The sequence below is a fragment of the Streptomyces sp. NPDC101227 genome, from assembly GCF_044767545.1.
In the GTDB taxonomy this organism is placed as follows: domain Bacteria; phylum Actinomycetota; class Actinomycetes; order Streptomycetales; family Streptomycetaceae; genus Streptomyces.
Map to the genome: position 1 here is coordinate 178230 of NZ_JBIWOD010000006.1, position 23842 is coordinate 202071.

The following is a 23842-nucleotide window of genomic DNA, read 5'->3' on the forward strand; positions in this document are numbered from 1 at the left end:
AAGGCCCGTCCGACTGAGGTCCCGCATGCCCCCCTCGGCCACCACGCCGGTCGACCCCCTCAAGAACCCGGCCCCCCAGCCGCCCAGGAACGGCTTCGACCGCTTCTTCAAGATTTCCGAGCGGGGGTCGACGGTGAGCCGCGAACTCCGCGGCGGCCTGGCGACCTTCTTCGCGATGGCCTACATCATCGTGCTGAACCCGATCATCCTCGGCGCCGGCGTCGACAAATTCGGCCACCACCTCGACAACGGCCAGCTGGTCACCGCCACGGCGCTGATGGCCGGCCTGAGCACCGTCCTGATGGGCCTGATGGGCAACGTCCCGATCGCCATCGCCGCCGGCCTCGGCATCAACGCCGTCGTCTCGCTCCAGCTCGCCCCCAAGATGAGCTGGCCGGACGCGATGGGCATGGTCGTGCTCGCCGGTCTGGTGCTGATGATCCTGGTCGCGTCGGGCCTGCGGCAGCGGGTGATGGATGCGATCCCGGGCGGGCTGCGCCGGGCCATCGCCATCGGCATCGGCCTGTTCATCTCGCTGGTCGGCCTGGTCGACGCCGGCTTCGTGACCCGTAACCCGGACGCCGCGCACACCACCGTGCCGCTGGGTCTGGGTCAGGGCGGCCAGCTCCAGGGGTGGCCGGTGCTGGTGTTCGTGCTCGGCCTGGTGCTGATGTTCGTCCTGACCGTACGCAAGACCAAGGGCGCCATCCTCATCGGCATGGTGACGATGGCGGTGGTCGCGATCATCATCAACGCCGTCGCCGACATCCCGGACTCGGCGTGGGGGCTGGCCGTCCCGAACGTCCCGGACAAGATCATCGGTGCGCCGGACTTCGGTCTGATCGGCCACATCAGCCTCTTCGGCGGCTTCAAGGAAGTCGGCGTGCTGACCGGCTGCCTCTTCGTCTTCACGGTGCTGCTGTCCGGCTTCTTCGACGCGATGGGCACCATCATCGGCGTCGGCGAGGAGGCCGGGCTGCTGGACAACGAGACCGGCAACCTGCCGAACATGGGCCGGATCCTGATGGTGGACGGCATCGCGGTCGCGGCCGGCGGCGCGGGTTCCGCCTCCGCCAACACCTGCTTCGTGGAGTCCACGGCCGGCGTCGGCGAGGGCGCGCGGACCGGCCTCGCGAACCTGATGACCGGCGGACTCTTCCTGCTCGCCCTGATCTTCACGCCGCTGGCGACCGTCGTGCCCTCGCAGGCCGCCACGCCCGCGCTGCTCGTCGTCGGCTTCCTGATCCTGGCCTCGAACGTCAAGGACATCGACTGGGGCGACTTCACCGTCGGCATCCCGGCGTTCCTGACGGTGGTCTCGATGCCGTTCACGTACAGCATCACGAACGGCATCGGCATCGGCGTGCTGTCGTACATCCTGCTGCGCACGGCGACCGGCCGGTTCAAGCAGATCCCGTGGCTGCTGGACGTGGTCGGGCTCTGCTTCCTCGTCTACTTCCTGCTGCATCCGATCGAGCAGGCGCTGGGCGTCAAGTAACCGACGGCGGCCGCCTCACAACGGCGGCGCCTCGTAGAACCGCTCCGTCTCGTCGACCGACGACTGGAAGCGTTCGTCGAAGTCATCGCGGATGAGCGTCCGGACCACATAGTCCTGGACGCTCATTCCGCGTTTTGCGGCGTGCTGCCGAATGCGCTCCAGCAACTCCCCGTCCACGCGCAGGCTGAGCACTCTCGATCCCATGAGGACACGGTCCCGGTGAGAGCCGCCCAGGCGGGCGGATTTCGGCCGCGTCCTCACCCGAATGGGTGAGTGAACGGGGAAAACGGGGAGCGCTTCGGCGGGTCCCGCTTGCGGCTTTACTTAGAAAAGGTAATGAGTTATGCTAACGACCATGCCGGAACTGTCCAGCGGCGACGACACTGCCGCCGTGAACGCTCTGCGGTCCGCCGTAATGCGCCTCTCCCGCCGTCTCAAGCACCAGCGGGTCGATGAATCGCTGAGCCCCACCGAGATGTCGGTGCTCGGCACCCTCGCCCGGTGCGGCCGCGCCACGCCCGGCGAGCTGGCCCGCAAGGAGCATGTCCAGCCGCCGTCGATGACCCGCATCGTGGCGATGCTGGAGGCCAAGGGGCTGGTCCGGCTGGAGGCGCACCCCGACGACCGCCGTCAGAAGGTCGTCACGCAGACAGAAGAGGCCGAGGCGATGCTCGAAGAGAGCCGCCGCAAGCGCAATGCCTGGCTCGCCGAGCTGGCCTCCGGGCTGGACGATGACGAGTGGGCGAAGGTACGGGCCGCAGCTCCCGTGCTGGAGAAGCTCGCACAGCTGTAAAACCCCAGGCCAAGGAGGCGAAGCCACTTTGAGTACGGGATCCGGAGCACACTCCGCCCCCGCACCGAACTCCCACGACGACACGGTCTCCGACGACGCGACCGCGACCACCCCCGGCAGCGCAGCTGCCCCGGGTGTCGCCGCCGGCCCCGCCGCCACACCGCGCAAGGGCACGTTCAGTTCGCTGAGGATCCGCAACTACCGCCTCTTCGCCACCGGCCAGGTGGTGTCCAACACCGGCACCTGGATGCAGCGCATCGCCCAGGACTGGCTGGTACTGAGCCTGACCGGCTCGTCCGGCGCCGTCGGCATCACCACCGCGCTCCAGTTCCTGCCGATGCTGCTCTTCGGCCTGTACGGCGGCGTGATCGCCGACCGCTTCGCCAAGCGGAAGCTGCTGCTGGTCACCCAGTCCGCGATGGGGCTGACCGGCCTTGCCCTCGCGGTGCTCACCCTCAGCGGACAGGTACAGGTCTGGCACGTCTACCTGGTGGCCTTCCTCCTCGGACTGGTCACCGTCGTCGACAACCCCTCCCGGCAGGCCTTCGTCTCCGAGATGGTCGGCCAGGCGGATCTGCGCAACGCCGTCAGCCTCAACTCCGCCAACTTCCAGTCCGCCCGGCTGATCGGACCGGCCGTCGCCGGCGTGCTGATCACGGCCTTCGGCAGCGGCTGGGCCTTCCTGTTCAACGGCCTGTCCTTCCTGGCGCCCATCATCGGCCTGCTGATGATGCGGACGTCCGAGCTCCACAAGGCCACCTCCGTCCCGCGCGGCAAGGGACAGCTGCGGGAGGGCCTGCGCTATGTCTCCGGGCGGCCCGAGCTGATCTGGCCGATCGTCCTGGTCGGGTTCATCGGCACCTTCGGCTTCAACTTCCCGATCTGGCTGACCGCGTTCGTCTACCAGGTCTTCCATGCCGGCGCCGGCACATATGCCCTGTTCAACGGCCTGATGGCGGCCGGCTCGCTGATCGGCGCGCTGCTCGCCGCCCGGCGCGCCACCTCCCGGCTACGGCTGCTGGTCGGCGCGGCGCTGATCTTCGGCGCCCTGGAGATGGTGGCCGCGCTCGCCCCGTCCCTGTGGGTCTTCGCGGCGCTGCTCGCCCCCATCGGCATCTTCGGCCTGACCATCAACGTCACCGCCAACTCCAGCATCCAGATGGCCACCGATCCGCTGATGCGCGGCCGCGTGATGAGCCTGTTCATGATGGTCTTCGTGGGCGGTACGCCGCTGGGCGCGCCGCTGCTCGGCTGGATCACGGACACCTTCGGCGCCCGGATCGGGTTCCTGGCGGGCGGCGTGATCTCCGCCGTGTCCGCGGCGGCCATCGGCCTGATCCTCGCCAGGGTGGGCGGCCTGCGGCTGAAGATAGACCTGCGGCGGGGGCGGCAGCATGTGGCGTTCGTGGCGCGCGGGGTGCCGGTGGCGACCGCGGACGCCGAGGAAGCCGAGGCCGAGGGGAAGCGCGTCGCTGTGACGGCGTGACGTCGGACGCGCCGGGCGCCCCGAGTGCCCGGCGCGCGCTCCCTTCCACCCCCCTTCACCGCCCTCCGCTCCTCCTGCAATTCCCTGCAAGGCGATCGCCCCCTGGGCGAAACTGGCCGTATGAGACTCTTCGCCGCCGTGCTGCCCCCCGGCTCCGCCATCGCCGAGCTGGCCGATGAGGTGGCGCAGCTGAAGGCGCTGCCCGGCGCGGACCGGCTGCGCTGGACCGGGCACGACGGCTGGCACTTCACGCTCGCCTTCTACGGCGAGGTGCCGGACGACGTGCTGCCCGAGCTGCAGGAGCGGCTGGCGCGGGCCGCGGGGCGGCAGAAGCCGTACGAGCTGCGGATCGCGGGCGGCGGACGGTTCGACGAGCGGGTGGTGTGGGCGGGCGGCGAGGGCGAGCTGGCCGTCATGGGCAAGCTGGCGGACTCGACGGAGGCGGCCGGGCGCCGGGCCGGTGTGACGGCGGACGCGCACCGTACGTACCGCCCCTACCACCCGCATCTCACGCTCGCCCGTAACCGCAGCGACCAGCACCTCGCCCCGTTCGCGGCCGGGATGGACGGCTTCAAGGGCACGCCGTGGACCGTCCGGGAGCTGGCGCTGATGCGCAGCCACCCGCCGCAGCCGGGCATCACCGGCCGCCAGCCGCATTACGAGAAGCTGGCGTCCTGGCCTCTGGGGCACTGACCGGGGCCGGGCCGCCGAGGCGTCCGGAACGGGTCCGGTTACGCTCATTGGGTGGACCCCAAAACCCGTAACCGGATCATGTCCGGCCTCTTTGTCGTGCTGCTCATCGTCGTGGTCGTGGCGTCGGCCGTGCGCTAGGGCCTGTCCGCCGGACGTCGGCGAGGCCTGGCGGCGCCCGGGAGCCGGCCGATCCGGCCGCCGGGCGCGTTCGGTCACCGGGCGCGAAGGCTCAGCAGGCGCGCCGGGTTCACCAGGCGAAGGCCTCCGGCGACGGGCCGGGGCCCGGGAAGATCTCGTCGAGGGACGACAGCAGCTCCTCCGGCAGCGTCAGCTCGACGGCGCGCAGCGCGGAGGCGAGCTGTTCGGTGGTGCGCGGGCCGACGATCGGGCCCGTCACGGCGGGCCGGGTGAGCAGCCACGCCAGCGCGACCTCGCCGGGCCGCAGACCGTGCTTGTCGGCCAGGTCCTCGTACGCCTGGACCTGCGCGCGGACCGCGGGGTCGGCCAGCGTGTCGGCGGCGCGCCCGGAATTCGTCCGGCCGGCGCCGCCCTCCCGCTCCTTGCGGATCGCGCCGCCGAGCAGCCCGCCGTGCAGCGGAGACCAGGGGATGACCCCGAGGCCGTACCCCTCGGCGGCCGGGATGACCTCCATCTCCGCGCGCCGCTCGGCGAGGTTGTAGAGGCACTGTTCGCTGACCAGACCGTACGAACCGCGCCGCAGGGCCGCCTCGTTGGCCTGTGCGATGTGCCAGCCGGCGTGGTTGGACGACCCGGCGTAGAGGATCTTGCCCTGCTGGACGAGGACGTCCATGGCCTGCCAGATCTCGTCCCAGGGCGTGTTCCGGTCGACGTGGTGGAACTGGTACAGGTCGATGTGGTCGGTGCCCAGGCGCTTGAGGCTGGCGTCGACCGCGCGCCGGATGTTGAGCGCCGAGAGCTTGTGGTGGTTGGGCCAGACCGGGTCGCCGTCGGTGCCCATGTTGCCGTAGACCTTGGTGGCCAGCACGGTCTTGTCGCGGCGGCCGCCGCCCTTGGCGAACCAGGAGCCGACGATTTCCTCCGTACGGCCCTTGTTCGCGCCCCAGCCGTAGACGTTCGCCGTATCGACGAAGTTGACGCCCGCTTCGAGTGCGGCGTCCATGATCGTGTGGCTGTCGGCCTCGTCCGTCTGGGGGCCGAAGTTCATGGTGCCGAGGACGAGTCGGCTGACCTGGAGTCCGGTGCGTCCGAGCTGCGTGTACTTCATGGTGTTCAGCCAACGCCTTGGAGTGCGCTCGAATCAAGCACGCGCGTTCCGCCGGTCCGGCCCCGCGCGACCGCCGCCGCACGGCGGAGCGTCAGCCCGCCCGGTACGCGGATCCGTACGGCGCCCCGACCCCCCAGGCCTGGTGCATGGCGTCCGCGAACGCCCCCGCCAGCAGATGCTCGCCCAGGGCCGACGGATGCGTCCCGTCGTACGTGGCGGTCTCGAATTCCCACTCACCCGGCTCGGAGGCCAGCAGCAACGGCGAGCCGGGCGTGGAGAGATCGGCGACCGCCTTGCCCAGCAGCTCGTTGAACCGCTCGCGCTGCGCCGCGAACGCGGCATCCGTCGCGGCCCGCACATTGCGTATGACGGGCATCAGCACCGCCCGTATCCGCGGTGCGGCCTCCCGCGCCTCGGCCACGAATCGCCGCACGTTGTCCGCGGTCTGCTCGGCGTTCGTGTAGAAGCCGAGGTCTATCAGCCCGAGGGAGACCAGCAGCGTGTCGGCCTCATACCGGCGCACCGCGTCCCCGATCAGCGGCGCCATGTGCAGCCAGCCCTCGCCCCATCCGGCGAGATGGCCCCGGGCTTCCTCGGGGAAGTCCGGGTCCCCGTACGCGTACGAAGTGGGCGTGTCCTGGAGGGTGTCATGCAGCGCGCGGCGCGGTCCGACGATGCGGTACGGGCCGGTCGTCGCGTTCAGGTGCTGCCACATGCGATAGCGCCACGTGAAATCGCCGGCGGTGCCGATCGTCATCGAGTCACCGACGAACATGATCCTCATCGGGCCATGATGGCCGAGGAACCTTACTCTCCGGTACGCGGCGGGGGCGTGACGCTGGCCACGCACCCCGTCCCACGGGCCGGGATGGCACTCTGTCCCCATGCGTTCGCTTCTGTGCGCGGCCGGTGCCGCGGGGATCCTGTGGGCGGCGGCGGTCGCGCCGGCCGCCGCCGACGAGCCCGACGGTTTCACCATCGGCGACTCCCGGATCACCGAGTCCAGCGGGCTGGCCGCCAGCCGCGCGCACCCCGGCATCTACTGGACCCACAACGACAGCGACGACGGCCCGTACGTCTACGCCGTCGACTCCGCATCCGGCCGTACGGTCGCGCGGATCACCCTGCGCGGCATCGGCGCTCCGCGGGACGTCGAGGCCATCTCCCTCGGCCCCGACGGCAACATCTACGTCGGCGACATCGGAGACAACCTCGGCGGCACCTGGAGCCATGTGTGGATCTACCGCTTCCCGGAGCCCAAGCGGCTGCGCGATGCCACGGTGACCGCCGCCCAGTTCACCGTGAAGTACGCGGACGGGCCGCGCGACGCCGAGGCGCTGGTGGTGCATCCCAAGACCGGCCGGGTCTATATCGCCAGCAAGAAGCAGGACGGCGGCGGCGCGCTCTACGAGGGCCCGCAGCGGCTGACGACCACCGGCACGAACACGTTCCACAAGGTCGCCCCGATCGACCTGTGGGTGACGGACGGGGCGTTCTCCCCGGACGGCACCCGGCTGGTCATGCGCAGCTACTTCGGCGCCCGGATGTACCGCTGGCAGCACGGACGCCCGAAGGACATCGGCAGCGTGGGGGTGCCGATCCAGCAGCAGGGGGAGTCGGTGACCTTCACCCGCGACGGCCGGACGCTGATGTACGGGTCGGAGGGCGACGGCAGCAAGGTCGAGCCGGTCGGGCTGAGCGGGGCGCAGCTGCCGGACTCGGCGAAGGGCGACCACCCGGTGGAGGGCGGGGCGGGCGGTAACGGGGGAGCGGGGGAGGGGACTTCGGGGTCCGGCTCGTCCGGCGCTTCCGGCGCGTCGGAGCCCAGCTTTGTGAAGGGCGCGCTGGTGCTCGGGCTGGCCACGGTGGTCGTGGTCGGGCTGCGCCGGATGCTGCGTAGGCGGTAGGCGGTAGCCGGTAGGTGATAGGGGGTCGGGGGAAGACCGGCCGGGGTTACGAGGCGCTCGCGCCCCCGGGGCCGCCCCCGGCCCCGCCGGGCTCGCCCTCCGCCAGGCGCAGCTCGTAATGCAGCGACTTCTCCTTCTTGAGGCGGTGCGCAAGCGGCACCAGCAGCCCTTGGATCAGCGGATATTTACGGGTCAGGGAGCGCTCGGCACGCCGGTACTCGCGGGTCTGCGGATCGAGCAGCCGTACCCGCGCCCTGTACGTGGGGCCGGTCGGACGGCCGCGCCAGGTGGCGGCGCAGATCTCCACGTCCGGGAAATTCCGCATCCGCCTGACCTTCCAGGCGCTGCCGTAGGTGCGGAAATAGGCGTGGTCGCCGTCGACGGCGATATTGACCGGTGTGCCGACGCCGGTGCCGTCCCGCTTGTACGTGGTGAGCAGGATCGCCCCCTGGCGTTCGAACTCGGCGAGGCCGGGGCTCGGTGGAGTCGTCATGCCTCCATCCAGGCACATCCGTCCCGTTTCGTCACTCAGTGAGGGGGTCTGGTCCCGCGATGCGTCCGTTCGGGTGTCTCTTCGGCTGTCCGTTCGGGAGCCGTTCGGGGGTCAGTCCGGACGGGTACCGGGGGCACGGGCGGCGATGGCCGCGGCGAAGCCGTCCAGCAGCGCGGTCAGGCCCAGTTCGAAGACGGGGCTGTCGCCGCCGGTGAACGCGTCCTCGGCGAGTCCGGCCAGGGTGGGGTAGCGGCCGCTGCGCATGGCCTGGCTGAGGATCGGCTCCTGGGCGCGCCAGAAGTCCTCGGTGGTGATGCCGGTGCGCCGTTCGGCGTGGGCGGAGTTGAGCTGGGTGCGGGCGGTGCCGCTGACGAAGCCGTCGAGGACGACCATGACGTGGACCTTCTCGCGGTCGGTCAGTCCCGTGCCGGCCAGGCCGCGCAGTGCGTACTCGAATACGTCCAGGGCGTTGGGCCCGAGCAGCGGATGCGACTGGTCGACCTGGAGCAGCCAGGCGTGCCGGTGGTGCAGCCGCCAGTTGGTGCGGGCGACGGCTTCGAGTACGGGGCGCCAGCCGGCGGCGGGGTCGGGGTGCGCATCGGCGTCGAACTCCACGACCTTGTCGAGCATCAGGTCGAGGAGTTCGCCCTTGCCCGGTACATAGCGGTAGAGCGACATGGTGCCCACGCCGAGCTCGGTGGCGACCCGGCGCATGGAGAGCGCGCCGAGCCCCTCGGTGTCGGCGACCGCCACCGCTGCGGCGACGATCCGGTCGAGGGTCAGGCCCGGCTTGGGGCCCCGGCTGGGGCGTTCGCCGGCCCCCCAGAGCAGCTCCAGGCTGCGTGAGACATCGCCGCTGCCGCTGTGTTCTGTCGTCATCGTGCCGTCATCTTATGCGGCTCGGAAAATAACTGGGTACGACGTACGCGCAATCGGGTACGGTGTACCCAGTTTATGGGAGGGCGCGGCTTTGTGGCGCCGATGACATGGGAGGCGATGCGGTGACCGTCGGTGTGATGGGCGCGAGGGCGGAAGCGGGTGACGCGGTCCTGGCGGAGGGGCTGACGAAGCGGTACGGGGAGAAACGGGCGCTGGGCGGCCTCGATCTCGCCGTGTGCCGTGGAACGGTGCACGGGCTGCTCGGACCGAACGGCGCGGGCAAGACCACGGCCGTCCGCATCCTGGCCACCCTGCTACGGCCGGACGGCGGCCGCGCGATGGTGGCCGGGTGCGATGTGGCGCGCGAGCCCTTAGGGGTGCGGCGGCGGATCGGCCTGGCGGGCCAATACGCAGCCGTCGACGAGATCTTGAGTGGCCGTCAGAACCTGGAGATGTTCGGGCGGCTCTTCCATCTCGGCGCCCGCAGGTCTCGCGAACGGGCCGCCGAGCTCCTGGACCAGTTCGGCCTCACCGACGCCGCCGGAGAGCAGGCCAAGGCCTACAGCGGAGGCATGCGCCGCCGCCTCGACCTGGCCGCCAGCCTGATCCTCGCCCCCGACGTCCTCTTCCTCGACGAGCCCACCACGGGCCTCGATCCGCGCGGCCGCAACGAGGTCTGGGAGGCGGTCCGCTCGCTCGTGGCAACCGGTACCACCGTCCTCCTGACCACCCAATACCTGCACGAGGCCGACCAGTTGGCCGACCGTATCGCCGTCATCGATCACGGCCGGACGATCGCCGACGGCACCCCCGCCGAGCTGAAACGCGGGGTCGGAGGGGAGAGCCTCCAGGTGGTGGTGCGGACGGTCGGCGATCTGCCGCGGGCGGCGGCGGCCGTGGCGCGGGTCGCCGCGGACGGTGTCCGGCCGACGGTGGACGAGGCGGAGCGGCGGGTCGGGGCGCCGGTGACGGACGGCGTCGCGGCGCTGACCGAGGTCGTGCGCACCCTGAAGGACGAGGGGATCGGCGTGGCGGACATCGGGTTGCGCCGGCCCACGCTGGACGAGGTCTTCCTCCGGCTGACCGGGCACCGTACGGGCGAGAGGACGGAGGTGGCATCGGCATGAGCGCCGGAACGCTGCTGCACATTCCCCACGGCGGCCAGGGCGCGCCATCTCCGGGCCGGGACGGTGGCGAGACGGCCGCCCGGCGGCTCTACTGGGCGTTCGCGGACTGCTGGACCGTCGTCCGCCGCGACCTCACCCACCTCGTCGAGCAACCCGTCAACATCGCCTGGCGGCTCGGCTTCCCGATCGTCTCCGTCCTCCTCTTCGTTTATGTCTTCGGCAGCGCGATGGTCGTCGGCGACGGCGTCGACTACGCGACGTACGCGATGCCCGGCATCTTTGCCATGACGATCTCCTTCGGCTGCATGAACACCGCGCTGGTCGTCGTCATCGAGCGGGACCGCGGCGTCATCGACCGCTTCCGCTCCATGCCGATGGCGCCGTCCGCGGTGGTCAGCGGGCGTGGCGTCTCCGATGTGCTCAGCGCGAGCCTCGACCTGGCGGTGCTGGCCGTCATCGCCGTGATCACCGGCTGGCGCTCGCACGGCGGCCCGGCCGCCACCCTCGCCGCCTTCGCCCTGCTTCTGCTCCTGCGCTTCGCGCTCACCTGGATCGGCATCTTCATCGGCCTCTTGGTCCCCAACCAGGAGATGGTCGGCGGCCTGTACGCGCTCGCCTACCCCTTTGCCATGATCTCCAGCGTCTTCACCCCGCCGTCGAAGATGCCGGACTGGCTGGGCGCCATCGCGCAGTGGAACCCGGTTTCTTCGACGGCCAACGCCATTCGGGAGCTGTTCGGCAATCCGGTGGCCTCGGGCGGGACCTGGGTGGAGTCGCATGCGGTGCTGATGGCGGTGGTGTGGCCGGTGGTCATCGCGGCGGTGTTCCTGCCGCTGGGGGTGCGGCGGTTCCAGCGGCTGAGCCACTGAGCGGGCCGACCGCACACATTCCCCAACTGCGTTGTCAGTGGCTGCACTTAGCCTTGCCGGCATGGTGAATGAAACCGATCTCGACGCGGACCCCGGCCTCGTACCCGATCCCGAGGACGACCCCCATACAAGGGTGCGGGCCTGGGGTTCCGTCGAGCTCACGATGCTCTTCCCGCCGTTTCCCGGTCCGGGGGCGTCCGACGATCGGGTTCGGGCTGCGCACGATCCGGTGCGTGCCCGGCAGGTCGTCGAGTCGCTGGGGACCGTCGAGGAGATCCTGGAGCAGCTGCCGGACCGTGCCTGGGAGGAGCTGTCGGCGCCCGAGGTGCGGGCCGACCTCGACTACGTCGCGGTCGGCTGCTGGGGCAATGTCACACGGATCATCGACCCGGCGCTGGCCAGCGACCTCCTCGCGAACTGCATGACGCGAGAGATAGCGCGGCAGCGTGCACGGCATCCGCAGGCCCGGATCGTCGGGTCGGTCGACCTCAGCTACGGGAACGCCTACCTCGAGGACGAGGTGGCCCTTCCCGGTGTGGAGAACGTCCGTGTTTTTGGATGGGACTGCGATGAGGACGACGACTGGGAGGTCTACGGCGACCCGGCGGAAGTGCTGCGCGTCCTCGGCGTCGATCGCGCGGCGGCGGCGGAAGCGGGGTTCGACCTCGACGACGAGGTCTCCGAACGCGACTGGCGCACTCTCGGGCGTTTTGCCCTCGAGGGGTTCGGGCCCCGCCTCGGTCAGTTGGTCTCCGTCTTCCGCGTCCGCCACACCAGCGACGCCGTCTTCGACCGGGACGAGGTGTGGATAGACAGGTGAGAGGCCGCGCGGCGGGCGGAGCGACGGGCCGATAGCGGGCGGCGTCGAGGAAGTCGGGAGTTGACCCGCGGGACGCCGTACGGCGGCGCCGGCCGGCTCACCGCGACCGCTTCCGCCGGTGTGATGACGCCACCAGCGCCGCCGTCACACCCACCCCCACGGCCGCCACCGCGCACACCGCGGCGAAGCCGTTGTCGTAGGCGTACCCGGTCCCGCTCGCCCCGGTGTGTGCGGCCGGGCCCCGCAGCCGGCTCACCCCCGTCAGTACGGTGCCCAGGACGGCGACGCCCAGGCCGGCGCCCAGCTCGAAGGCCGTCTCCTGGATGGCGGCGGCCTCGCCGGAGCGTTCGGGGCGGGCCGCGCCCATGATGGTGTCGGCGCCCAGGGTCATGACGATGCCGGCGCCGTATCCGGCGGCCAGGAGCGGGGGGACGAGCGGCCCGTAGGCGCCGGTGCCGCCGGAGGCGACGAAGCCGGCCAGCGCCGCCAGCGCCGCCGCGAAGGTGGTGAGGGCTCCGGTCAGGGCCCGGTGGGCGCCCCAGCGGCCGGAAAGCCAGGGAGCGTTGGCTGCGCCGACGGCATTGGCGGCGGCCAGCGGCATCAGTGCGAGACCGGCGTGCAGGGGTGCGTAGCCCCGGGCCTGTTGCAGCCATTGCGTGAGGAAGAACAGCAGGGCGACATAGCTGCCGAAGCAGACGACGACGCAGAGCGTGGCGCGGGAGAAGCGGCGGGAGGCGAAGAGGGAGAGGTCCAGGAGCGGTTCGGCCAGGCGGCGCTGGCGTCGGATGAAGAGGCGGAGCAAGAGCGTTCCGGTCGCGGCGGCGAGGAGGACGCCGGGGCTCACCGCGAGGTGCGCGCCCGCCTGCTTCAGGGCGTAGACGACGGACGCCAGGCCGGCGATCGACAGGGCGACGCTCGTCATGTCCCACCGGCGCGGCGCCGGGTTCTTCGACTCGGGGACGATCCGGGCGCCGATGACCAGGATGACCGCGGCGATCGGCACATTGACCAGGAACGCGGCGCCCCAGCCCCAGCGTTCCGTCACCACGCCGCCGACCAGGGGGCCGACGGCCGCGCCCACGCTGTGTGCCGCCGTCCAGATGCCGAGGGCGACGGCGCGTTCGCGGGCGTCGGGGAAGACGACGCGGAGGAGGGCCACCGTCGACGCCATGATCATCGCGGCCCCGGCACCGAGCGCGGCCCGGGCGGCGATCAGCTCGCCCGTGGACGAGGAGAACGCGGCCGCCGCCGAGGCCGTCCCGAACAGCGCGAACCCGCCGAGCACCATGCGCTTGCGGCCGATCCGGTCGCCCAGCGTGCCGCAGGTCACCAGCAGCGAGGCGACCGTCAGGGCGTAGACGTCGACGATCCACAGCAGCGCCGTGTCGCCGGGATGCAGCTCCCTGCTCATGCTGGGCACCGCGACGTGCAGGACCGTCAGATCGATGCCGCACAGGACGAGGCTGACGCAGAGCACCGCCAGTACCGCCCAGCGATTTTGTGCGGGCTCCGTTTTCTCAACTCGCGCCGCTGCAAGGCATTCCGTATCGCTGTGTGCCATATCGGAACCCTCTGCTCTACTGAACGGGGAAACAAGTACGGTCGGAAAAGTGCCGTAGTACCACTCTGTATACCTACGGAGAGAGGAAGGCGCCGTGCGAGGCGATGTCCGGAACACCCAGGAATACTGCGCCGTTGAAATCGCGATGGAAGTACTCGGCGGGCGCTGGAAATTAGCCGTGCTGCATCTGCTGCTGGAAAAGGGCACCCTGCGTTTCGGCGAACTCAGGCGGGCGCTGCCGAGCATCACCCAGCGCATGCTCACCCGCCAGCTCCGCGAGATGGAGGCCGATGACCTGGTCGTACGTACCGTCTATGCCGAGGTGCCGCCGAAGGTGGAGTACTCCCTGACGGAGACCGGCCATTCCCTCCGCGACATCGCGGCGCAACTCGACACCTGGGGCCGCCGGTATCTGGACGCCCACGGATCCCCGGCACGTGTACGGGACGAGCCGGCCGGAGCGGACAACGAAGAGGCCCCGGCAAGAAATTGCCGGGGCCTTTCTCCTCATGCGTAAAACGCGGCGACCGTCAGAGCTTCTCGATGACGTAATCGATGCAAGCCGTCAGCGCCTCGACATCCGCCGGGTCGATCGCCGGGAACATCGCCACACGCAGCTGGTTGCGGCCGAGCTTGCGGTACGGCTCGGTGTCGACGATGCCGTTGGCGCGCAGGGCCTTGGCGATGGCGGCGGCGTCGATGTCGTCGTTGAAGTCGATCGTGCCGATGACCGCCGAGCGCTTGGCAGGGTCGGTGACGAACGGGGTGGCGTACTTGGAGTCCTCGGCCCAGCCGTAGAGGTTGCGCGCGGAGGTCGCGGTGCGGCGGACCGCCCAGTCCAGACCGCCCTGGCCGTTCAGCCACTCCAGCTGCTCATTGAGCAGGAAGAGGGTGGAGAGGGAGGGGGTGTTGTACGTCTGGTTCTTGAGGGAGTTGTCGATCGCCGTGGGCAGCGAGAAGAACTCCGGGATGTGGCGGCCGGACGCGTGGATGGCGCGGGCGCGCTCCAGGGCGGCCGGGGAGAACGCCGCCAGCCACAGACCGCCGTCGGAGGCGAAGGACTTCTGCGGGGCGAAGTAGTAGACGTCGGTCTCGGCGATGTCCACGGGGAGGCCGCCGGCGCCGGAGGTGGCGTCGACCAGGACCAGGGAGCCGGCGTCGGCGCCCGCGACCCGCTGGATCGGCGCGGCGACGCCGGTCGAGGTCTCGTTGTGGGTGAAGGCGTAGACGTCCACGCCCGCTTCGGCCTCCGGCGTCGGGTGGCTGCCCGGGTCGGCGGAGATGACGGTGGGCTCGGCCAGCCACGGCGCGAGCTTCGCGGCCTTGGCGAACTTGGAGGAGAACTCGCCGAAGGAGAGGTGCTGGGACTTGTTCTCGATCAGGCCGTGCGTCGCGATGTCCCAGAACGCGGTGGAACCGCCGTTGCCGAGGACGACTTCATAGCCCTCGGGGAACTGGAAGAGGTCGCGTACGCCGTCGCGCACCTTGCCGACCAGGTTCTTGACCGGGGCCTGGCGGTGGGACGTTCCGAGGAGAGAGGTACCGGTGGCGGCCAGGGCGCCGAGCGCCTCCGTACGCACCTTGGAGGGGCCCGCGCCGAAGCGTCCGTCGGCGGGCTTGATGTCGGCGGGAATCTGGATATCAGCCACGGAGGCAGCCTAATCCGTCGCGGTGGCGGGTCCGGCGGCGCGTCCACCGGATGAGATGACGGCGAGTCGTGTGGTGAGACGGCCGCTCACGCCCGGCGGCTCGGACGATCATCCCGTGGTCCGGCGTCCTCCCCGTCGTACATCTCGCCGAGGGCGGCCGCCGCGCGCGCCATCACCCGCCGCGCCTGAGGCGGGTGCAGCACCTCCAGGGTGTCGCCGAACTGGAGCAGCTGGCGGACGGCCTCGACCACCGGGTACGCCAGCTCGATGACGGCCCAGTCGTCCTCGGGGTCACCCGTCCGGGGCGGTCCGGTCAGCGCGGGACCCAGGATCCGTACGGCCAGATCCAGCCGCTCGGGCCGGATCCGCGCGGTCACCCGGACTCCCGCCGGTCGCTCCTCCACCCCGCGCCGCAGCTCCCGCCAGACCTCCGCCAGTTCCACGCCCGCGCGGCGCCGCACCGGGGCGTCGGTGAGGGTCGCCGACGCCACCCGGTCCGCGCGGAAGAGCCGCGGCGCCCCGCGCCGGTCGGCGACGAGGTACCAGGTGCCGGCCTTCGCCACCAGCCCGTAGGGATCCACGGTTTGACCTCCTCGCCTGCGTGAACGCGGGCGATTCTCTCCCTGGCATCCGTTGTCACGGTTCGCCTTGAGGTGGGTTCCTGGTTCCTTCCCACGTGGGTGGGGGTTGTGCGCTCTGCCAGGACGGATCCGGGTCTTACATGCGCTCCGCAGGCGTTTACCCGCACTATCGCCAGTGCGGGGCCCCCGGTCCGGGGGTGGATGGTGCTGTCTCAGGAGGCCGCCGCTCGTATGCGACGGCCTTCTTCTTTGATGTTCTTGCCCGCGTTGTGGTCGCGGTCGTGGCGGGCGCCGCACTTGTGGCAGGTCCAGGTGCGGATCTGTAGGGGTTTGGGTCCGTCGCGGTGTCCGCATGCGGAGCACACCTGGGAGGACGGGAAGGCCCGCTCTACTTTGGTGAGGATTCGGCCGTACCTGGCGGCCTTGTACTCCAGCATGCCCACGAACGCTGACCATCCTGCGTCGTGTACGGACTTTGCGAGGCGGGTGCGGGCAAGGCCTTTCACGTTCAGGCTCTCCACGCTGATGGCTTGATTCTCGCGGATCAGCTTGGTGGACAGCTTGTGGTGGAAGTCCTTGCGCGCGTCAGCCACCTTGGCGTGGGCACTGGCGACCTTGACCCGCTGCCGGTCACGGTTCCTCGAGCCTTTGGCCTTGCGCGACAGGCGTCGTTGCTCGCGGCGGAGCTTCTTCTCCGCCCGGCGCAGGAACCGCGGCGACCTGCTCCGGGAGCCGTCCGCCATGACGGCAAAGTGCGTCAGCCCCAGGTCTATGCCCTGATCGGTATCGAGCGATGGCAGGATCTCGTCAGCGGGGTCTGTCTCCACAACGAACGACGCGAAGTACCGGCCGGACGAGTCCTTGATCACAGTCACCGTGGACGGCGCCGAGGGCAGGGGCCGAGACCAGCGCACCCGCACGGAACCGATCTTGGGAAGGCGCAGCTTTCCGTCCGCAGTGATCGACCACGAGGCATTAGCGGTGAACCGTACGGCCTGACGACTGTCCCGCTTCGACCTCATCCGCGGCTCACCGGTCTTTGTACCCTTGCGAGCGCCTTTGGCACTCGCGAAGAAGTTGGTGTACGCGGCGTCCAGGTCGCGCAGGGCTTGCTGCAGGACCACGGCGGACACCTCGGCGAGCCATGCACGCTCTGGGGTCTTCTTCGCCTCGGTGATGAACTGCTTCGACAACACCGCGGACCCCGGATATGGCAGACCCGCCGCGTGCGCGTCCCGCCGCGCCCTTAGGCAGTCGTTGAACACCACCCGCGCACATCCGAATGCCCGGCTCAGCGCGACACGCTGACCTGGCCCCGGCTCGATGCGGAATGCGTAACGAAGTTGCACAGTGTGACCGTACGACCGTTCGCTTACGGCGGGCGCGGAGAGATCGAAACTAAGGGGAAATCTGCCACCTTCTGCTCTTGGATGCGGCATTAGTGGTGGACTGTTGTTATAACGTGATTGCCTGTGTTCGCCTGGGCCTGAAAGGGCGACCACGCGTGGCGATCGGCGGGCCAAGCGTGCAGCCCCGCTGCCGATCCCACACCATCCACCAGGACCCCAGCGACCCGCACGCCTACAACGGCGACAACGCGCTGCTCAGCGGCCTGGACGCGGCCGCGCTGCGCCGGGTGGCCGCGCTGAGCGGACCCGCGGCGCCGATGATGGTCGTGGTCCAGCTGCGGCACCTGGGCGGCGCGCTGGCGGGTGACTCCGCCACCGGTGCGGTCGGCCATCGCGCCGCCCGCTTCGCGCTCTCGGTGCTCTCGCCCACGGACGGCGCCGAGCTTCCGACGGTACGGGCGCTGCACGACGAGGCGTTGGCGGCGGTCGCGCCGTGGCGGATCGGCCGCAATGTGAACTTCCTGTTCGGCGAGCAGCGGACGCGGACGGACGCGGCGGAGGTGGCGCGCAGCCTCCACGGAGCGGACCTGCACCGGCGGCTGACGGACCTGAGGGCCGCCCACGACCCCGGCAACCTCTTCCGCTTCCATCCCTTCGCGGGCGGGGCGAACCACACATCCGACGCCCGATGACGGGCAGGCTGGGGGCATGGCTGATCGTACGGAGACGGAGCAGCGGGACCTGGCGGACGAGCTGACGGCGGCGGTACGCGGCGAGGTCTCGTTCGCCGCCGCCGACCGGGCGCTGATGACGATGGACGCGTCCAACTACCGGCGGGTGCCCAGGGCGGTGGTCGCACCCCGGGACGCCGAGGACGTCGCGGCGGCGCTGCGGGTGTGCCGGGAGCACGGCGTACCCGTGGTGCCGCGCGGCGGCGGCACCAGCATCGCCGGGCAGGCGACCGGCGTCGGTGTGGTCCTCGACTTCACCCGCCATATGCACCGCATCGAATCCCTCGACCCCGAGGCCCGCACCGCCGTCGTCCAGCCGGGCGTCATCCTGGACGACCTGCGGGCCGCCGCCGCCCCCCACGGCCTGACCTTCGGGCCCGACCCCTCCACGCACAGCCGCTGCACCCTCGGCGGCATGATCGGCAACAACTCCTGCGGCTCCCACTCGGTGGCCTGGGGCACCACCGCCGACAGCGTCCGCGAGCTGGAGCTGCTGACGTACGGCGGCGAGCGGGTACGGGCCGGACGCGGCACGGACTCCACGGGCGCGCCGACCGGCCTGCCGCCCCGCCTCCGCGACGGCGTCAAGGCGCTGGTGGACGCGGAGTTGGCGCTCCTTCGCACCGGCTACCCCCGCGACCTCCCGCGCCGTATCTCCGGCTACGCCCTGGACGCCCTGCTGCCGGAGGCGGGCACCGATCTCGCCCGCGCCCTGACCGGCAGCGAGGGCACCCTCGGCGTACTGACCGAGGCGGCCGTGCGCCTGGTGGAGACCCCGGCGGCGCGGGCGCTCGCCGTCCTCGGCTACCCCGACGAGAGCGCGGCCGCCGAAGCCGCACACACCCTCCTCCCGCATCGCCCGCTCACCGTCGAGGGCATGGCCGCCGACCTGGTCGGCGACGCGGCCGGGCTCCCCAAGGGCGGCGCCTGGCTGTTCGTCGAGATGGGTGGCGCGAGCCCCGGGGAGGCCGCCGCCCGCGCCGAGGCGCTGAGCCGGGCGGCGGCCGACGGCACCACCGACCACACCGTCGTCGCGGACCCCGCCGGTCAGCGCGCCCTGTGGCGGATCCGCGAGGACGCCTCGGGTACGGCGACCCGCACGCCGGACGGGGGCGAGGCCTGGCCCGGATGGGAGGACTGCGCCGTTCCGCCGTCCCAACTCGGCCCGTACCTGAGGGACTTCCGCGCCCTCCTCGCCCAATACGGCCTGCGCGGCACCCCGTACGGCCACTTCGGTGACGGCTGCATCCACATCCGTATCGACTTCGACCTGATGAGCGATCCCGGAATCCGCCGCTTCCGCGAATTCTCCTATGACCTGGGTGAGTTGGTGGTCTCCCACGGCGGCTCCCTCTCCGGCGAACACGGGGACGGCCAGGCCCGCGCCGAACTCCTGCCGAAGATGTACGGCCGGGAGCTCGTCGAGGTGTTCGGACGTTTCAAGGACCTGTGGGACCCGGCCGCCGGCCTCAACCCCGGCATGCTCGTACGCCCCGCCCGCCTCGACGAGAACCTCCGCTTCGACGTCCTGCCGAGGCGTCCCATCCCGGTGGAATTCGGCTATCCGGAGGACCACGGCGACTTCTCCGCCGCCGTACGCCGCTGCGTGGGCGTGGCCAAATGCCGTACGGCCGCCCTGGGCCCCGCCGCCACGGACGTCATGTGCCCCTCCTTCCGCGCCACCGGCGAGGAACGGCACTCGACCCGCGGCCGGGCCCGCCTCCTGCACGAAATGCTGGCCGGCGAGGTGATCACCGACGGCTGGCGCTCGCCCGAGGTGCGCGACGCCCTCGACCTCTGCCTCTCCTGCAAGGGCTGTCGCAGCGACTGCCCGGTCGGCGTCGACATGGCCACCTACAAGGCGGAATTCCTGCACCACCACTACGAGGGCCGCATCCGCCCCGCCGCGCACTACGCGATGGGCCGCCTGCCGCAGTGGCTCCACGCCGCGGCCCCGGCCGCCCCCGTCGTCAACGCCCTCGCCCGTACGCCCCTGGCCGCCGTCGCCAAACGCCTCGGCGGCATCGCCCCCGAGCGCACGATCCCGCGCCTGGCCACCGAACCCTTCACCCGCTGGTGGTGGCGCCGCCGGACCCCGGCGGCCGGCCGCACCGTGATCCTGTGGCCCGACACCTTCACCAACTACCTCTCCCCGGAGGTCGGCCGGGCGGCGGTGCGCGTCCTGGAAGCGGCGGGCCTGCGCCCCCTCCTCCCCCCGACCGCACCGCTGCGCTCCGCCGGCCGGATGCCCCGCCGCCACCGCCCCCTCTGCTGCGGCCTCACCTACGTCTCCACCGGCCAGCTCGACCAAGCCCGCGCCGTCATGCGCCGCACGGTCGACGTCCTGGCCCCCCTGCTCCGCGACGGGCACCCCCTCGTCGTCCTCGAACCCAGCTGCGCCGCCGCCCTCCGCACGGACCTGCCCGAACTGCTCTCCGGCGACCCGCGCGCCGCCCGACTGGCCTCCTCCGTCCTGACCTTCGCCGAGGCCCTGGTGACCCTGGCCCCCGACTGGCAGCCGCCCCGCATCGACCGCCCCGTCGCCGGCCAGACGCACTGCCACCAGCACGCCGTCCTCGGCGACGCCGCCGACCGGTCAATCCGCGAACGGGCCGGTCTCACCGGTCAGTTGAGCGGCGGCTGCTGCGGGCTGGCCGGCAACTTCGGCTTCGAACGCGGCCATTACGACGTCTCCGTCGCCTGCGCCGAGGACCAGCTCCTGCCCGCGGTCAGGGAGGCCGGCCCGGACGCCGAAATCCTCGCCGACGGCTTCTCCTGCCGGACCCAGCTCGACCAGCTGGGCGGCCGCCGGGGCCGCCATCTGGCGGAGGTGCTGGACGGTTCGCTGCGCTTGGCCTGAGCCGGTCCGCTGCGCTTTGCCTGGGCCGATGTTTTTGGCTTGCCCGCCGTGGGGGGTGTCTCGCCGTTGCGCCTGCGGCGGGCTGGTGCCGCTTGCGCGGGGCTGTTCGGCTGCGGGACCGGGCCTCCGGACTCCGTCCTGCGGCCCGCCCCCTCCCCGTTGAGGGTGGAGAAGACCGGTGGGGGCGTACGTACGCGGTCAGGTGTCCCCTGTGGACCGATCATGGTCAACGGACACACAACGCCCGCCCCCACAAGAATCCCCCCACCAACGGGAGGGGACGGACCGTAGCGGCGAAGCCGTGTAGGGCCGTCACCGCACCCGACAACACCACGCCCGCCGCAGGCGCAACGGCGAACACCCCCCCACGGCGGGACAGCCAACAACGTTCGGCCCAGGCAAAGCGCAGCCGGACCGTCACCCGTCCGCGTCCACCCCGCCGATGACCTCATGGGCCAGCGCGATCAGGTCCGGGATACGAGGGTGTCCGGGGCCGTCGCGCCAGGCGAGGATCACGGGGACGGGCGGGGCGTCGGTGAGGGGGATGTAGGCCATCGCGGGGTGGGGGTGCATGCCGGCGGTGGCGGAGGTGGTGACCCCGACGGCGCGGCCGCCGGTGACGGCGGCGATCCAGTCGTCGGTGTTGCCGATGGTGATCGTGCTGGCCGGGCGGGCGGACGCGGGCCACAGGTCGAGGGTGGTGGTGCCGGAGACGGTGTTCAGGGCCACGGTGCGGTCGGCCAGCTCGGTGAGGGAGAGGGTGGCGCGGTGGGCCAGCGGGTCGTCGGCGGGGAGGCCGGCGACGCGGGGTTCGGTGGTGAGCCGCTCGGTGACCAGGCCGGGGGCTCGTACCTCGCCGCGGAGCAGGGCCGCATCCACATCGCCGCGGGCGAGCCCGGCCGTGCGGTCGTCGATGCGCAGGAGTTCGAGCGGGGTGTCGGGGTGCTCCTCGTGCCAGCGGCGGAGCAGGGTGGTGGTGTACGTGCCGGCGGCGGACCAGGCGTGCCCCAGGCGCAGCGGCCAGGCGGCGCCGCGGACGTGGCCGAGGGCGCGGTCGAAGGCGCCGACCGCGATCGCCGCCTGGTCGCGGAAGGTGAGGCCGTCGGGGGTGAGCGCGAGGTGGTGGGTGGAGCGGTCGACGAGGCGGACGCCCAGTTCCTGTTCCAGCTGCCGGAGCGTACGGGAGACGGCGGGCTGGGTCAGGTGCAGGCGTTCGGCGGCGCGGGTCACGCTGAGTGTGTCGGCGATGGCCAGAAAGCAGCGGAAATGTCGCAGCTCGATGCTCATGCGTGCGGAGCATAACAACAGCGGAAAAGGCATTTCACGGACGGGAAGGGCGGGCCGTAGCGTGAGGATGTGAATTCCAGCCATGGCAGCGCCGACGGCCCCATATCCGACGGTCCCGCTTCCGCTCCCGCCCGTACCTCCGCTCTCCCCGGCGCCGCCGCGTCCGGCGCTTCGGCCGCCGGCGCCACGGCCGCCTCCGCGTTCCCCGGCGACGGCGGGATCCCGCAGCCCGTGCCGCCGTCGCCGGAGGTGCTGACGGCCGAGGCCGCGGCCGGGGCCACGGCCGCGGCCGGTGCGCGCGGGCGGATCGGGTCGGTGGCGCTGGTGATCGGCGGGATCATCTCGCTGCAGTTCGGCGCCTCCGTGGCGGTGCTGCTCTTCCCGCGGGCCGGCGCGCTGGGCGTCGTCACGCTGCGGCTGGTCGCCGCCTCGCTGGTGCTGCTGATCATCTGCCGTCCCAAGCTGCGCGGCCATACGCGCGGCGACTGGGCCACGGTGCTCGCCTTCGGCGTCGCCCTGGTCGCGATGAACTCGCTCTTCTACGAGGCGATCGACCGCATCCCGCTGGGCGCCGCGGTGACCTTGGAGTTCCTCGGCCCGCTGATCCTGTCGGTGGCCACCTCACGCCGGCTGCTGAGCCTGGTGTGGGCGGCGCTGGCGCTGGGCGGTGTGGTGCTGCTGGGACGCGAGGGTTTCGACGGTCTCAACCTCGTCGGCGCCGCGTTCGCGCTGGCGGCCGGCGGGCTCTGGGCCATGTACATCCTGCTCTCGGCCCGTACGGGACAGCGCTTCCCCCAGGCGGACGGGCTGGCGCTGGCGATGACCGTCGCGGCGGTGCTCAGCCTGCCGCTCGGCATCGCGACCGCGGGGGCCGCCCTGCTGAACCCGGTCACCCTGGGGCTGGGCGCGGCCGTCGCCCTGATGTCGTCCGTCCTGCCGTACACGCTGGAACTGCTCGCCCTGCGCAAGCTTCCGGCGTCCGGCTTCGCGGTGATGATGAGCCTGGAGCCGGCCGCGGGCGCCACCGCGGGGTTCCTCGTACTGCACCAGTCGCTGGGTTGGGCCGAGGTGCTGGCCATCGGGCTGGTCGTGGTGGCGAGTGTGGGGGCGGTACGGAGCGCGGGGAAGGCGCACGCCTGAGGTGACCGGCGACGGGGCCGACGGCCCCGCCCCGGTCTACTGGGGAGGGGACGACTCTTCCGGATGCCCGTATTTCTTGTGTCGCGTCATGTTGTCGAGGACCTCCCACAAGGCGAGGCCGTCCTGCGCCCAGAGGACTTCGCGCAGTTGCTCTTTCAGCAGAGCGCATCCCGGGCAGCAACCGGGGTCTACGAGTCCGGAACGCGGCACGGCGAGCGGGTCCTGATACGACACGTTCCTGCGGCGCGCACCGCCGCTGCTCGCGCTCATGCCCGCGCCGCCTGCGTATGGGCGTGGCGACGCATCTCGACGTTGCAGTCCGTCACCTTCGACAGGTCTCCCACGGCGTACGCCCTCGCCCGCTGCTCGGCCAGCGCCCCGCACACGTCACATCCCACGACCGGCACGGGCTCCGGCGCCGGTTCCCCGAGCTGAACGGGGCGGCACAGGCGGGCCATCAGGCCCCCACCTCCACACCGTGAATCCATCGGGGACCCGCGTCGTACCCGCACGCGGCCAGCCACAACACCCGCCTGCGACCGCGCTGCGCCCGGCGCTCCCGCCGCTCCTCGGACGTGAGGACGTACGGACGGATCAGGTACGAGTCCTCGCCGCGCAGCAGCGCCGCGTGACGCGCGGGCACGAGGAGTGGCGCGGGCATCGGCTCGTCGACACATTGCGCGGCGGGCGGTGCGTAGGCCGACCGGTGGCGGCCCCGCGAGGGCAGTAACCGGCGCAGCGTCCATTCGAAGATCGTTCCGATAGCGCGGAGCATGTTTCCCACCTCCATGGATGACACGCCCCCGGACGCTTGCCCGTCGCGGGGCTCGTGCGCGGCTCATGGCCCATGTCCGGACGCCCCGGTCCGATACC

The 23842-nt window shown here is 71.4% G+C and carries 24 protein-coding genes and 1 pseudogene; 12 read left to right on the forward strand and 13 right to left on the reverse strand.

The window, feature by feature from the left end:
* Positions 1-25 precede the first annotated feature (25 nt).
* Complete coding sequence (locus tag ACIRPT_RS15910) at positions 26-1498, forward strand: NCS2 family permease (protein ID WP_403827367.1); 1473 nt, start codon at positions 26-28, stop codon at positions 1496-1498.
* Between the two features lie 15 nt (positions 1499-1513).
* Here the strand turns inward: ACIRPT_RS15910 and ACIRPT_RS15915 are convergent, their stop codons facing one another.
* Positions 1514-1702 carry a ribbon-helix-helix protein, CopG family gene (locus ACIRPT_RS15915; RefSeq protein WP_403512539.1) on the reverse strand — a complete coding sequence of 63 codons (189 nt, stop codon included), beginning with the start codon at positions 1700-1702 and terminating at the stop codon, positions 1514-1516.
* Positions 1703-1853: 151 nt separating this feature from the next.
* Here ACIRPT_RS15915 and ACIRPT_RS15920 point away from each other — a divergent pair, with 151 nt between their 5' ends.
* The 3 genes from ACIRPT_RS15920 (at position 1854) to thpR (ending at position 4470) form a co-directional block, all read left to right on the forward strand.
* The gene (locus ACIRPT_RS15920; protein WP_403512536.1) at positions 1854-2291 is read left to right on the forward strand and encodes a MarR family winged helix-turn-helix transcriptional regulator; all 438 of its coding nucleotides are present in this window, start codon (positions 1854-1856) and stop codon (positions 2289-2291) included.
* Between the two features lie 28 nt (positions 2292-2319).
* Positions 2320-3777 carry an MFS transporter gene (locus ACIRPT_RS15925; protein WP_403827369.1) on the forward strand — a complete coding sequence of 486 codons (1458 nt, stop codon included), beginning with the start codon at positions 2320-2322 and terminating at the stop codon, positions 3775-3777.
* A 120-nt stretch (positions 3778-3897) separates the two neighbouring features.
* On the forward strand, positions 3898-4470 hold the full coding sequence (gene thpR / locus ACIRPT_RS15930) for an RNA 2',3'-cyclic phosphodiesterase (protein WP_403827371.1): 573 nt from the start codon (positions 3898-3900) through the stop codon (positions 4468-4470).
* A 247-nt stretch (positions 4471-4717) separates the two neighbouring features.
* On the opposite strand, the gene ACIRPT_RS15935 is transcribed toward thpR, so the two are convergent.
* Together ACIRPT_RS15935 and ACIRPT_RS15940 are read right to left on the reverse strand one after the other, a co-directional pair.
* Entirely contained in the window at positions 4718-5716 is a 999-nt protein-coding gene (locus ACIRPT_RS15935) for an aldo/keto reductase (RefSeq protein WP_403827373.1), read from the reverse strand.
* 91 nt (positions 5717-5807) lie between these two features.
* Positions 5808-6500, reverse strand: coding sequence for a GDSL-type esterase/lipase family protein (locus tag ACIRPT_RS15940; protein ID WP_403827375.1), 693 nt, complete (start codon positions 6498-6500; stop codon positions 5808-5810).
* A 100-nt stretch (positions 6501-6600) separates the two neighbouring features.
* Between ACIRPT_RS15940 and ACIRPT_RS15945 the strand changes: the two genes are divergently transcribed.
* Positions 6601-7623, forward strand: a complete 1023-nt coding sequence (locus tag ACIRPT_RS15945; RefSeq protein WP_403827377.1) for a hypothetical protein — start codon at positions 6601-6603, stop codon at positions 7621-7623.
* A 46-nt stretch (positions 7624-7669) separates the two neighbouring features.
* Here the strand turns inward: ACIRPT_RS15945 and ACIRPT_RS15950 are convergent, their stop codons facing one another.
* Together ACIRPT_RS15950 and ACIRPT_RS15955 are read right to left on the reverse strand one after the other, a co-directional pair.
* A complete protein-coding gene (locus ACIRPT_RS15950) occupies positions 7670-8116 on the reverse strand; it encodes a PPOX class F420-dependent oxidoreductase (protein ID WP_403827379.1) in 447 nt (148 codons plus the stop codon).
* 111 nt (positions 8117-8227) lie between these two features.
* Positions 8228-8995, reverse strand: coding sequence for a TetR/AcrR family transcriptional regulator (locus ACIRPT_RS15955; protein WP_403827381.1), 768 nt, complete (start codon positions 8993-8995; stop codon positions 8228-8230).
* A gap of 137 nt (positions 8996-9132) precedes the next feature.
* Between ACIRPT_RS15955 and ACIRPT_RS15960 the strand changes: the two genes are divergently transcribed.
* From ACIRPT_RS15960 to ACIRPT_RS15970, 3 genes are all read left to right on the forward strand, one after another.
* Positions 9133-10122 (forward strand): ATP-binding cassette domain-containing protein, encoded by a 990-nt coding sequence (locus ACIRPT_RS15960; protein WP_403827928.1) that lies wholly within the window; start codon positions 9133-9135, stop codon positions 10120-10122.
* Positions 10119-10991, forward strand: a complete 873-nt coding sequence (locus ACIRPT_RS15965; protein WP_403827383.1) for an ABC transporter permease — start codon at positions 10119-10121, stop codon at positions 10989-10991. Before ACIRPT_RS15960 ends, ACIRPT_RS15965 begins: the two co-directional genes overlap by 4 nt.
* A gap of 61 nt (positions 10992-11052) precedes the next feature.
* A complete protein-coding gene (locus tag ACIRPT_RS15970) occupies positions 11053-11811 on the forward strand; it encodes a DUF6333 family protein (protein ID WP_403827385.1) in 759 nt (252 codons plus the stop codon).
* 97 nt (positions 11812-11908) lie between these two features.
* Here ACIRPT_RS15970 and ACIRPT_RS15975 read toward each other — a convergent pair whose 3' ends face one another.
* Entirely contained in the window at positions 11909-13372 is a 1464-nt protein-coding gene (locus ACIRPT_RS15975; protein ID WP_403827387.1) for an MFS transporter, read from the reverse strand.
* A gap of 94 nt (positions 13373-13466) precedes the next feature.
* Here ACIRPT_RS15975 and ACIRPT_RS15980 point away from each other — a divergent pair, with 94 nt between their 5' ends.
* A complete protein-coding gene (locus tag ACIRPT_RS15980; protein WP_403827389.1) occupies positions 13467-13889 on the forward strand; it encodes a winged helix-turn-helix transcriptional regulator in 423 nt (140 codons plus the stop codon).
* 13 nt (positions 13890-13902) lie between these two features.
* On the opposite strand, the gene serC is transcribed toward ACIRPT_RS15980, so the two are convergent.
* The 3 genes and pseudogenes from serC to ACIRPT_RS15995 all read right to left on the reverse strand — a co-directional run.
* Positions 13903-15021 carry a phosphoserine transaminase gene (gene serC, locus ACIRPT_RS15985; protein WP_403827391.1) on the reverse strand — a complete coding sequence of 373 codons (1119 nt, stop codon included), beginning with the start codon at positions 15019-15021 and terminating at the stop codon, positions 13903-13905.
* A gap of 86 nt (positions 15022-15107) precedes the next feature.
* Positions 15108-15602, reverse strand: coding sequence for a helix-turn-helix transcriptional regulator (locus ACIRPT_RS15990; RefSeq protein ID WP_403827393.1), 495 nt, complete (start codon positions 15600-15602; stop codon positions 15108-15110).
* A gap of 215 nt (positions 15603-15817) precedes the next feature.
* Positions 15818-16951: pseudogene (locus ACIRPT_RS15995) on the reverse strand (RNA-guided endonuclease InsQ/TnpB family protein); the annotation flags it as partial.
* Positions 16952-17127: 176 nt separating this feature from the next.
* Here ACIRPT_RS15995 and ACIRPT_RS16000 point away from each other — a divergent pair.
* Both ACIRPT_RS16000 and ACIRPT_RS16005 read left to right on the forward strand, forming a co-directional pair.
* Positions 17128-17643 (forward strand): hypothetical protein, encoded by a 516-nt coding sequence (locus tag ACIRPT_RS16000; protein WP_403827395.1) that lies wholly within the window; start codon positions 17128-17130, stop codon positions 17641-17643.
* Positions 17644-17659: 16 nt separating this feature from the next.
* Positions 17660-20542, forward strand: a complete 2883-nt coding sequence (locus ACIRPT_RS16005) for an FAD-binding and (Fe-S)-binding domain-containing protein (RefSeq protein ID WP_403827397.1) — start codon at positions 17660-17662, stop codon at positions 20540-20542.
* A 417-nt stretch (positions 20543-20959) separates the two neighbouring features.
* Here ACIRPT_RS16005 and ACIRPT_RS16010 read toward each other — a convergent pair whose 3' ends face one another.
* Positions 20960-21829: a LysR family transcriptional regulator gene (locus ACIRPT_RS16010; RefSeq protein WP_403827399.1), complete on the reverse strand. Its 870-nt coding sequence runs from the start codon at positions 21827-21829 to the stop codon at positions 20960-20962.
* 252 nt (positions 21830-22081) lie between these two features.
* Here ACIRPT_RS16010 and ACIRPT_RS16015 point away from each other — a divergent pair, with 252 nt between their 5' ends.
* Positions 22082-22969, forward strand: coding sequence for an EamA family transporter (locus ACIRPT_RS16015; protein WP_403827930.1), 888 nt, complete (start codon positions 22082-22084; stop codon positions 22967-22969).
* A gap of 36 nt (positions 22970-23005) precedes the next feature.
* On the opposite strand, the gene ACIRPT_RS16020 is transcribed toward ACIRPT_RS16015, so the two are convergent.
* Genes ACIRPT_RS16020 through ACIRPT_RS16030 form a run of 3 tightly spaced genes read right to left on the reverse strand, consistent with a single transcriptional unit; the run spans position 23006 to position 23744 of the window.
* The gene (locus ACIRPT_RS16020) at positions 23006-23239 is read right to left on the reverse strand and encodes a hypothetical protein (protein ID WP_403827401.1); all 234 of its coding nucleotides are present in this window, start codon (positions 23237-23239) and stop codon (positions 23006-23008) included.
* A complete protein-coding gene (locus ACIRPT_RS16025; protein ID WP_403827403.1) occupies positions 23236-23427 on the reverse strand; it encodes a hypothetical protein in 192 nt (63 codons plus the stop codon). The genes ACIRPT_RS16020 and ACIRPT_RS16025 overlap by 4 nt, the downstream gene beginning before the upstream one ends.
* A complete protein-coding gene (locus tag ACIRPT_RS16030) occupies positions 23427-23744 on the reverse strand; it encodes a hypothetical protein (protein ID WP_403827405.1) in 318 nt (105 codons plus the stop codon). The genes ACIRPT_RS16025 and ACIRPT_RS16030 overlap by 1 nt, the downstream gene beginning before the upstream one ends.
* Between the last annotated feature and the right edge of the window lie 98 nt (positions 23745-23842).